Origin of the sequence: Pseudomonas sp. SbOxS1, assembly GCF_013416725.1 — a bacterium.
Classification (GTDB): Bacteria; Pseudomonadota; Gammaproteobacteria; order Pseudomonadales; family Pseudomonadaceae; genus Aquipseudomonas.
The window spans coordinates 115,081-125,552 of the sequence record NZ_JAAVXC010000023.1 but is presented as its reverse complement, the minus strand read 5'-3'; the positions used below and the strand labels follow the sequence as shown (position 1 = coordinate 125,552).

Sequence of the window (10,472 nt, the reverse complement as noted above, 5' to 3'; positions counted from 1 at the left end):
GACATTTTTTTTGCGATTTACTCTGATACGCTGCTGAAACACTCGTTTACAGGAGTTGTTCGCATGATTGGCAAGTTGATTTCGACGGGTTTCAGTTTGGCCACCTTGCCCGCCCGCCTGACTTTTCGCAGTGTCCGCGCCTTGGCCATGACGCCTGCCGAAGCCAGCCGTCTGCTCGCGGACATGCGTCAGGCATCGGATCAGGCGGTGCAGGAACTCCAGGGGCTGTTGGCCAACGTCGATGCGGACATGACCCACAAAACGGCGCACCTCAGTGCTGCCGACAAGCGCCTGACAGCCGAACTGGCCCTGCACGCCGCCGAACAACACCTGAATATGGCCGCGATCAACATTCTGCGGGCCGTCTGGCTGACGCTTCACTCGACGCCGAACTTGCCGCCAAGCAAGCCCGATAAGCGGCTTGAACAGTTACGCTGACGCCTCACTCGATGCGACGCGTTCGGCCACATGCCGTAAAGAGTCGAAATTGATATTGGCACCGGAGTCGATCGCGATCAGTGCCTGATCCCGCACACCTGTTCGCGCAACGTATTTCTTGATGCCAGCAACGGCCAGAGCGCCAGAAGGCTCAGTGATAGAGCGCGTATCGTCGTAGATATTCTTCATCGCAATGCAAAGCTCATCGTTACTGACAGTCAGTACCTCGTCGACGCAAAACCTGCACACCTCAAATCCGTGTGCGCCGATCTGTGCAACCGCAACACCATCGGCAAAGGTGCCCACACTCGGCAGCACCACTCGATCATCGGCCTGTAGGGCTGCGTACAAACAGGCTGAATGTTCCGACTCGACGCCAATGATGCGCACCTCTGGCCGCAAGTATTTGACGTAAGCCGCGATGCCGGCGATCAAACCGCCACCGCCTACCGGAACAAAGATGGAATCCAGCGCCCCTTGATGCTGACGCAGAATTTCCATGGCGACCGTGCCCTGCCCGGCTATGACATCCGGATCATCGAAAGGCGAAACAAAAGTTTTGCCGGTTTGGCTTGCCAGTTCTAGCGCATGAGATAAGGCAAACGGAAAACTTTCTCCGTGCAGCAGCGTCTCGGCACCGCGACTGCGCACGCCGCCCACCTTCAACTCTGGCGTTGTAGCGGGCATTACGATGGTTGCCTCGATGCCCAACTCCCGAGCCGCCAGTGCCACGCCCTGGGCATGGTTGCCGGCGGACGCGGTAATCACGCCGCGCGTTTTTTGCTCATCGCTCAGGTTAACCAGCTTGTTGTAGGCGCCACGAATCTTGAAGGAAAAGGTCGGTTGCAGATCTTCGCGCTTGAGCAGGATCTGGTTACCCAATGCCAAGGATAATGCGGGTGCCGGCTGCAGGGGCGTATGCACGGCCAGTTCGTACACCGGCGCGGCGAGGATCTTTTTGACGTACTGCTCAAGTAGGGTTTGTTGGTCGCGTGTGCTGGGCATGATCGTCTCCTGACATTGATCAGAGCCCCGAGACAGAAAATGAAAACCCGCCTCTAGGGCGGGTTGGGTGCTGCAGTCGTGAGCTAGCCCGCCAAATGAGGAATGGCGGTAATAATGCTTGGCTGACAGCGCAATACGATGGAAGTCATGCTCAGAAATTAGCTGGCTGCTGATTGCAAGTCAACAGCCAAACTCCACAAGCCTCGGCTGTCATACGCCCTGTTTGTTGTCCCGGGAAAAGAAACATTAAATCCGTCGCCCAGATACTTGACGCCTGGCTCACAATCAGTGCAAAGAGGAAACCGTTATGGCGTGTTTACCATGGACGCCGTTTCAACAGGAGGACTGCAAATGGATCTGAAATTCAGTCACGTAGATGTACTGGTCAAGAATCTCGACGAAGCCTGTGCTTACTACGCGCAGGTACTTAACGCCAGGATCTCCAAAACCCTCGTCTGGGAACGAGGTGGTCTGCATGTGCGCTACGCGATTGCGCTGATGGGCCAAGAGCGTTTCATGCTGGTACAGCCGTTGGCGGGGAATCTGAAAGCGCTATTGGATACGTCCGGTGAAGGGATGATTTACCGCCACTGCTACTCGACACCGGACATTGAGAAAGCCTATGACGAATTGATGGCCGCCGGTGTTCAGCCAGAAGACGAAAATGGAAAGCCATTGGCTCGTGCGAACCTGCAATCCCCGTCTGGGGCACGCATCATTTGGTTGCCCAAACGCTTTGGGCACTTCTCTATTGAGATACTGGAAGATAAAGCGCTAGAGGCATTTATCGAGGCTGCGTTTTCCTAAGAAAATTCTGCAGTGGGTGCGGGCTTTGTGAGTGCAAGGCGCGCCCTGAAATGGCTAATGCTTTCCAATGAGGTACCGCTTTCCGTAGTAGCGCTGCCCTTCTTAGTAATCACCCCTGCCCTCTCAAGCTCTCCATTCAAGCGGCACCTGATTAGACGAAGAACTCGAGTGATTTACCGAGGTAAGTCACCGACACATGGTGCTCTCCCGACGCCGCTAAGTCGAAGGGCTCGCACATCGCTCCCGTGGAGATGATATCCCCCTCTCTGAGGGTATAGCCTCGCTCGGCAGCATGTTCGTACAGAGCAGAAAGCGAATTAAATGGATCTGTGGCGGGATCCCCAAAAAGCCCCTTCGCCTTGGGCTCGCCATCCAAATACACGACCACCGAGTGAGGAAGACTACGCACCAGATCCTCATCAATGCCTGCGCAGATCGGCTCCCCGACAACAAGGGCCTCAAATCCAACGTTGTCTGCAGTGAAGCTTGGCCAGCCGACCGTCTTTCTATCTGTAAACCGGGAGCGAACGACTTCAAAAGTGATGGTGGTAGCGCGAAAATCAGCGGCCTCTGGCGCCTTACCACGTTGCGGGGACACATCACGATCCAGGATGAAAGCGACCTCACACTCAATCGTCACAGGTGCGTCTGACGGCATCTGCAGTCTCACTCCACTAGCATGAAGGCGGGCACGTTCGAGCTGTCCAACCAGAGGTCGATCCAGGTTCGCCAAGCGCATTCCTGCCGGACTGCCAACACCCAGCTTCCAGCCAGCTCTTTCACCACCCGCTATGCTGAACAGTTGCTCCTGAGCCTCGTAACCTTGGTCTAAAGATTCGGGCCTGACATCCGCAGGCAGAGAATCCATGTGCTGACCGCTACGCCAAGAGTCGAGAATGAGCCGCGCTGGGGCAGCGGGATCGAAGCTTTTGAATGTCATCGGAAGTCCTAGATTACTGAGCGTCCAGGCAGAAATATGCCTTTAACACTAATGAAGACACCATGTTTTTATTAGCTTTAAACTGAGCACCACCATTAAAGTTACGCACTGCAAAGCTTACGAGAACGGCCGCTGAAGAACGAAGACGTGCCCTCGCCACTGTAGCTCATCGAGCGTCTGGATTAATTGGTTTTCTCAGCAAAAAACTGATGCAGTTGATCACGTGGAGACTGCAAATCCTGCAAGATCGGCAGCAGTGTGTTCATTCCGCGAGTGCGATGAGCTTCCAACGCAGCTCGCGCCAATTCCGGTTCACGACGGATAATTGCATCCAGAATCTCCTTATGATCCTGATTGGATCTCAGAGGCAGTGGACGCTTGTCCAAAGTCAGTAGACGTGCTCGATGCGCCTTCTCCCGGACATTCGCAGCAAGACGAGACAAGAGTGGGTTACCGCTGCTGTCGACAAAAAGCGTATGGAACCTGTCATCAGCACGAGCCCAGCCCTGCAAATCGTGGTTTTCCAATGCCTTTTCGCCGTCAAGCCGAGCTTGCTCAAGCTGCAAATCGACACCGTCGTCTATATCTTTAGGGCGTGAAGCCAGTCGGACAACACCCAGGGATTCCAGGCTCATAAGGATTTCATAAACGTGGGCCATCTCTTCTGCCGTAACAGTAGAAATAGCCACCCCCTTGCGCGGCAAGAACGTCAGCCAACCTTCCTGTTCAAGCCGAACGACTGCTTGATGAACAGGCGTACGACTGAAATCGAGGTACGCGGCCAATTGCTGCTCGGAGTGCTTGGAGCCCGGTGCCAGAGCGCAGACCAAGATGGCGTCCTTGATCTTTTTATAGGCTACATCGCTCAGCGGGAGCTCTTTGCCTACCTTCTCGGTTACCAGTGCTTCCATGTTACCTTCGTCTTGGGTCATCTGGCGCCCGGAAAGGACGCCATATTTCCAATCATCGGGCTTACCAAGCAGCTCCGTCAACATTTCAACTCCCTCGCCATCACATACCTGCATGCGTATTTCGTTAGACTTCCTTGCGTCTCAGGGACTCGGGCGCACCGAAGAACAACAGCGCAGAGCAAATCACACACAAGCCGGCAATTAGATACAGAGCTAAAGTTGTGCTTCCTGTGACATCGGTGATTTTGCCGATCATCAGAGGGCTCACCACCCCGCCGAGCTGACCGCAGGAGTTGATCAACGCAATACCTGCTGCGGCACCAGAACCCGTGACTATCTTCTGCGGTAGCGTCCAGAAGGTTGGAATGGTCGTCAGGATGCCGATACCCATGATGGTGAGGCTGATCATGAGGTACACAGGCTGAGTCGCGAAGTACGCTGCCCCCAGAAAACCAACGAAGGTGACTAGCATGCAGCCGCTAAACACAACTCTGCGGTTACCCAGGCGGTCTGCATATGCACCAAGAATCAACATGCATACACCACCCAACAGATAAGGGAGCGCCGTCAACCAGCCGATGGTCATCGCATCGTCGAAACCGGCGCTACGAATCATCTGAGGCATCCAGAAGTTCATTGCGTAGGAAGCGTTCTGTACCAGGAAGTAGACAAGTGCCAACAGAATGAACGCCGGAGATTTGATAGCAGCCAGCAACGTATGGCTTTCAGCAGTCTTGGCGTCTTTATCCAACAGCGAACGAAGGTGTACCTTCTCCTCATCAGTCAGGAACTTCGCATCCTCTACACGATCGACGAAAGTTCTGAGCACCAAGAAAGCCAGGATCAGGCATGGGATACCGCCCAACAGAAACAGCCAATGCCAGCCTGCGAAGCCAGCCACTCCGTCAAAGTTACCCAGAATGAAGCCAGAGATCGGAGCGCCAATGATCCCAGACGCAGCCAATGCAATGTAGAGAAGCGAGCTTACGCGTCCTTTCTGTTTAGCTGGGAACCAAGTGGAGAGGTAGTACAGAATACCTGGAGCGAAACCAGCCTCTGCCGCGCCGATGATGAACCGGGCAATGTAGAACTGAGTTTCTGTCTCTACGAATACCATACACGCGGTCGCGATACCCCATGTGGCCATAATGCGCGCAATCCATTTGCGGGCGCCAACACGGTAGAGAATGGAGTTACTAGGAACTTCGCAGAGAACGTAACCGACGACGAAAAGTGAAGCTCCAAGACCATATGCCGTGTTACTTAGAGCCAGGTCTGATTGCATGTGAAATTTGGCAAAACTGATATTGATACGGTCGTACCAAGCGAACAAATAGCAAATTACGATCAGAGGAATAATGCGCAATTTCACTTTGCGCATTAGTGCCGCTTCAAAGTCTTCAACCGTGCGCACCGAAGGTGTAGTTTCGGATATAGCTTTCATGGGGATCGCCTCATTGTTTTTATAGGTCGGTCGCTTGCAGCAAGGCTGCCCGCTCTCGCTGTTCGTGGAGCGAGAACGGGCTAATCACAACGCTTACTTGAACTTCGACTCTCGGGCCTTGATCAGGTTAACCAGAGTGTCGTTGACGGGAGTAGGCACGCCTACCGTCTTGCCCAAGCGGCTGATTGAGCCGTTGATTACATCCACCTCACCACGCAGGCCAGCGGTGTGATCCAGCAGCATCGAAGGACGTGCATTAGGGATCTTTCCACCCAGTTCGCGGATGTGCTCTAAGGGGTCACCGACGTCCAGGTTGACGTTCAGTGCCTTGGCAACCGCGATGGCTTCCCGAGCACAGCCTTCAGCAATGGCCCATGCATTCGGATTGGCCATGACTTCTCCGATGGACAAACCTGTCGAACAGGTAGAACCGGAGAAAGTGACGTTCATGATCAACTTTTCCCAGATCATCTGTTGTGTGTCATCAAAGTGTTTTACCTTGAAGCCCGCAGATTCCCAGATATCGGTAGAACGCTTGAGCGCTTCACGTGACAGACCGGCATATGACCCGAACCAGGTGATTTCCATCCCGTTGTGATGCACGTGACCAGGAGCGCGGCGTGATGCGCCGAACCCACCAACGACACCAATTGCGAGCTTATCCTCACCTACGATAGGTGCGACGCGCTCCGAGGAGCCGAGACCGTTCTGCAGGGTCTGGACAACGGTATCTTCACCGATCAGCGGCAAGGACGCTTCAGCGGCAGCTTCAACATCAAAGGATTTGGTCGCAATGATGACCAGATCGCAGATGCCAATACCTTCAGTGGTGGTAGAGGCACTGGCGAGACGAACAGTCCGGTCGCCGCTCGCGCCTTCCACGCGAATACCATTCTCATTGATGGCGGCGACGTGGTCTTCCCACAGTGTGACCGCGTGCACTTCATGACCGACGTCGCTCATAAGGCCGGCATATACCGATCCCATGGCGCCACAGCCGACAATCGCTACCTTAGCCATTGAATTGCTCCAAACGCTCGATGATTGCGGAAGTGACGTCAGAGGTGCTTGCTTTGCCGCCCAGGTCACCAGTCAGCACGCCATCTTTCAGTGCAGCTTCTGTTGCGGAACGGATGCGTTTGGAAGCAGCCAGCAGATAAAGATCTTGGTGTTTCTCGGAGAGCCACTCAAGCATCATAACGGTGGACAGAATCATTGCCACCGGGTTCGCAATACCCTTGCCAGCAATGTCAGGCGCGGTGCCGTGGCTTGGCTGGAAGACGGCGTGAGTCGCGCTCACGTCAGCCGATGGGGCTACACCCAAACCACCCACTACACCCGCAGCGATTTCTGAAGTGATGTCCCCGAAGACGTTTTCAGTGACGACAACGTCGTAGCGCTCAGGATTGGTTACAAACATCATCGAACCTGCGTCGATGTAGATGCGGTCGCTACCGATGCTCGGGTGACGTTTTGCAACGTCGTCGAACACCTTGCGCAGAAACGCGTTACTACGCAGTACGTTTGCCTTGTCCAACAGTGTCACGTGGCCCGGAGTGCCGTACTTGGCGCGACGTTGTTTGGCCTGATCGAACGCCAGTTCGAACAACTTTTCGCTGGTAGCACGAGTAATGGTCAGACGATCACTCATCGACTCATCACTATCTGGTTGAACATCATGGCGACCAGCAAACAGACCCTCGGTCAGCTCGCGGATGACCAGCATTTTCACGTCAGTCGCTTTGGTGCGGGTTGGAACACCTTCCAGCAGGTGGCAAGGGCGCAGGCTTGCAAACAGACCGTAATGCTCACGCATATCGATCTGTGGGGCGATCTCGGTTCCATCAGGTTTGCGGACACTTGGAAGACCCATCGCTCCTAGGAGCACTGCATCCGCTTTACCGACAGCTTCCATCGACTCTGGCGAAATCGACATACCAGACTTCTGGTAGTAGTTCGCGCCTGCTTCGTATTCGGTGTAGGTGAAGTTCAGGTCATCCAACTGGGCAGTTTGTTTGAGTACTGCCAGAGCGGAGTCCATCACTTCCGGGCCAATGCCATCACCTGGGAGCAGGGCAATTTCGTAGGAGCGCGACATGATTCAACCTCTGTGGTGGTTTGTTGTTGTGTGGCTCCTTTTTACGCTCCAAATCACTTGCATGCAAGTGATGCACGCAAGATAAATTTCAAGGAACTACGCCCTACAGTCGTGCGAAATGGCCGAGATAGAGACTTTTGGCCGAGAAAGTCACGCCCCCAGCACTTCATCACCTCTTCAAAAACGATGAACGGTTTGCTAAAGATCTGTCATTCATTCGTCTGCCAGGATGAGTAACTTCTGATCAAATCAGATGCAGTGTGACGGCAGGAACGAGCCCGGTACCGAAGGTCTCGAAGAGAAATGAATCGCCGCTCCAAAGACAGATGGAGGACATTACCCATACTTGAGGGGTGCGTTTCGAGCTTTGGAGCTCCGATCAACTGGCCGTTTTGCCATGGAGATCGCGGGAGGCTCCTTCGAGGGTTTTCCACAAGCTGCGCATCGTAGGGTTCTCATTCGTAATGGAGCAGTAGGAGCGTATCTCCAGTCGCGTGCTCCATTCATCACCACCCGCTTTTACCAACTGTCCTCGCTGAAGCTCGTCTACGACAGCGCTTTGTGGCAACCATGCCACCCCATAACCCTCGACTGCCATTCGCATCAGTAGCATCGTCATATCCGCCTCGTAGCACCGCTCCAACATGCATGCAGTCGGGCCATTCTTTATGACGATGTCGGCAACGCGACCTAGAAAAGTCGTGGCTGTATAAGCGAGGTGCGGAACTGTCTTGCTGGAGGTACCCGGTAAGGGATACAGCGGATTCCCTTCGCTGTCAGGTGCGCACACAGGAATGAACGCGTCATGACCCAAGGTCAAACTCCCGAACTTTTCCGAATCGAGAAGAATGGGCGCCAAGGGGTGATGATAGACAATCATCAGATCACAACTCCCCTCCTCCAGAGATATGACCGCGTCGTGGATGTTGGCGGCAACGACCCGCGCATTGAATTGCTCATTGTGCTGCTGAAATTGCTTCAGCCATTTCGGCAGGAATGTCATCGACAGACTGTGGCCGGCAGTGACCTGGATGGATCGCCCTGGCATCCGCTCTACCTCGCGAAGGCTTGAGCGCAGCCTCATTAACCCCGCCAATGCCTCGCGACTTTCTTCACAAAATGTGCGGCCAGCAGAGGTCAGTTGGACAGGATAGGTGCCACGATCGACCAACTCCGCACCTACCCATTCTTCAAGTGACTTTATACGCCTCGACAAAGCCGACTGGGTCACACAACGAACCTCCGCAGCCCGAGAAAAATTCTTCCACTCCGCGACCGCCAGAAGGTCATCCAGCCATTTGATTTGCATACCGACACCTCATGTCCCGAATGGGCAGTTTACTGCGGGCCAGTGAGGAGCAAGCAGCAGATTCGAAAACTATTCCAAAAGCGCATGGGGCTATCGGGATTACTCATCACGCCCTTCCAGGCCCGACCCTAGAATCGAAAACGTTGGAGCGAGGCCACAGAGCTTCGACCGAATGACACTTGTCTCCTGCCAAGTAAAAAAAGCAAAAAAACCACTTGAGGAAAGCTCCGTGAAGAAAAATAAACTTCCACGTCGGATCGCAATTGGCATCGCCTTAGGCGTGCTTGTCGGTTGGGCGTGCCACCACTTCGCAGGGAGCGAACAAAGCGCCAAAGAGATCGCGTCTTACTTCTCGATGGTCACCGATATATTTTTACGCATGATCAAGATGATCATCGCGCCTCTCGTGTTCGCCACCTTGGTCGGCGGCATTGCCAGCATGGGAAACTCTCGCTCCGTTGGGCGCATTGGCCTGCGAGCCATGGCCTGGTTCGTTACCGCTTCGGTGATATCGCTGGCAATCGGCATGGGACTGGTGAACCTGTTCCAACCCGGTGCAGGGCTGAACATGGAGGTCGTCCAGCACGCGGCGAGCCCCGTGGTGAACACCGGGGATTTCAGCCTCAAGGTTTTCATCAGTCACGTGTTTCCCCGCAGCATTGCTGAAGCAATGGCCAACAACGAAATCCTGCAAATCGTGGTGTTCTCGTTGTTCTTCGGGTTTGCCTTGGCGGGTGTGAAGCGGGCCGGTTACACAACGATTGTCGATGGCATCGAAGAGCTGGCCAAGGTGATGTTCAAGGTCACGGACTTCGTTATGGCTTTCGCGCCAATAGGCGTCTTCGCAGCCATCGCATCGGCCATCACTACCCAAGGCCTCGGTTTGATAGTCGATTACGGAAAATTGATTGCCGAGTTTTACCTGGGCATCGTGATTCTGTGGTGCGTGTTGTTCGCTGCCGGCTACCTGTTCCTGGGGCGCTCAGTGTTTACCCTGGGCAAGCTCATCCGCGAACCGGTTCTGTTGGCATTTTCCACTGCCAGTAGCGAGTCCGCGTATCCAAAAACCATGGAAGCATTGGAGAAATTTGGCGCACCGAAGCGCGTATCCAGCTTCGTCCTTCCGTTGGGGTATTCATTCAACCTTGATGGCTCGATGATGTACCAGGCGTTCGCCATCATGTTCATTGCCCAGGCCTACAACATCGACTTGAGCTTCACACAGCAACTACTCATTTTGCTGACGCTGATGATCACCAGCAAGGGAATGGCAGGTGTAGCCCGAGCATCGGTGGTTGTGGTGGCGGCTACGTTACCCATGTTCAATCTTCCCGAAGCCGGCATTTTATTGATCCTCGGCATTGACCAATTCCTTGACATGGCCAGGACTGCCACCAACGTGGTTGGCAATAGCATCGCGACGGCTGTGGTTGCCAAGTCAGAACCACATGAAGAGGCTGAAGACGCGCCAGGCACCACATCTGCGCTCCCAACCCCCACTGTAGCCACCGCTTGAGAGC

General features: G+C 54.4%; 10 protein-coding genes. 3 read left to right on the top strand and 7 right to left on the bottom strand.

The features are described 5' to 3' along the window. Positions 1 to 63 precede the first annotated feature (63 nt). On the top strand, positions 64 to 438 hold the full coding sequence (locus tag HFK74_RS19375) for a hypothetical protein (protein WP_180204868.1): 375 nt from the start codon (positions 64 to 66) through the stop codon (positions 436 to 438). Here the strand turns inward: HFK74_RS19375 and ilvA are convergent. After that, on the bottom strand, positions 430 to 1,443 hold the full coding sequence (gene ilvA / locus HFK74_RS19370; RefSeq protein WP_180204867.1) for a threonine ammonia-lyase, biosynthetic: 1,014 nt from the start codon (positions 1,441 to 1,443) through the stop codon (positions 430 to 432). The two genes, HFK74_RS19375 and ilvA, sit on opposite strands and share 9 nt — an antisense overlap. Before the next feature lie 351 nt (positions 1,444 to 1,794). Here ilvA and HFK74_RS19365 point away from each other — a divergent pair, with 351 nt between their 5' ends. After that, positions 1,795 to 2,250, top strand: a complete 456-nt coding sequence (locus HFK74_RS19365) for a VOC family protein (protein ID WP_180204866.1) — start codon at positions 1,795 to 1,797, stop codon at positions 2,248 to 2,250. Between the two features lie 151 nt (positions 2,251 to 2,401). On the opposite strand, the gene HFK74_RS32990 is transcribed toward HFK74_RS19365, so the two are convergent. The 6 genes from HFK74_RS32990 to HFK74_RS19335 form a co-directional block, all read right to left on the bottom strand. Continuing rightward, the gene (locus HFK74_RS32990) at positions 2,402 to 3,190 is read right to left on the bottom strand and encodes a 2-keto-4-pentenoate hydratase (RefSeq protein ID WP_218953739.1); all 789 of its coding nucleotides are present in this window, start codon (positions 3,188 to 3,190) and stop codon (positions 2,402 to 2,404) included. Positions 3,191 to 3,372: 182 nt separating this feature from the next. Next, positions 3,373 to 4,185, bottom strand: a complete 813-nt coding sequence (locus HFK74_RS19355; RefSeq protein WP_180204865.1) for a GntR family transcriptional regulator — start codon at positions 4,183 to 4,185, stop codon at positions 3,373 to 3,375. A gap of 40 nt (positions 4,186 to 4,225) precedes the next feature. After that, positions 4,226 to 5,545: an MFS transporter gene (locus tag HFK74_RS19350; protein WP_180204864.1), complete on the bottom strand. Its 1,320-nt coding sequence runs from the start codon at positions 5,543 to 5,545 to the stop codon at positions 4,226 to 4,228. 93 nt (positions 5,546 to 5,638) lie between these two features. Further along, a complete protein-coding gene (locus HFK74_RS19345; protein WP_180204863.1) occupies positions 5,639 to 6,565 on the bottom strand; it encodes a ketopantoate reductase family protein in 927 nt (308 codons plus the stop codon). After that, a complete protein-coding gene (locus HFK74_RS19340) occupies positions 6,558 to 7,643 on the bottom strand; it encodes an isocitrate/isopropylmalate dehydrogenase family protein (protein ID WP_180204862.1) in 1,086 nt (361 codons plus the stop codon). The genes HFK74_RS19345 and HFK74_RS19340 overlap by 8 nt, the downstream gene beginning before the upstream one ends. A gap of 379 nt (positions 7,644 to 8,022) precedes the next feature. After that, positions 8,023 to 8,952 (bottom strand): LysR substrate-binding domain-containing protein, encoded by a 930-nt coding sequence (locus HFK74_RS19335; RefSeq protein ID WP_180204861.1) that lies wholly within the window; start codon positions 8,950 to 8,952, stop codon positions 8,023 to 8,025. A 229-nt stretch (positions 8,953 to 9,181) separates the two neighbouring features. On the opposite strand from HFK74_RS19335, the gene HFK74_RS19330 reads away from it, so the two are divergent. Then, positions 9,182 to 10,468, top strand: coding sequence for a dicarboxylate/amino acid:cation symporter (locus HFK74_RS19330; protein WP_180204911.1), 1,287 nt, complete (start codon positions 9,182 to 9,184; stop codon positions 10,466 to 10,468). Positions 10,469 to 10,472: the final 4 nt, after the last annotated feature.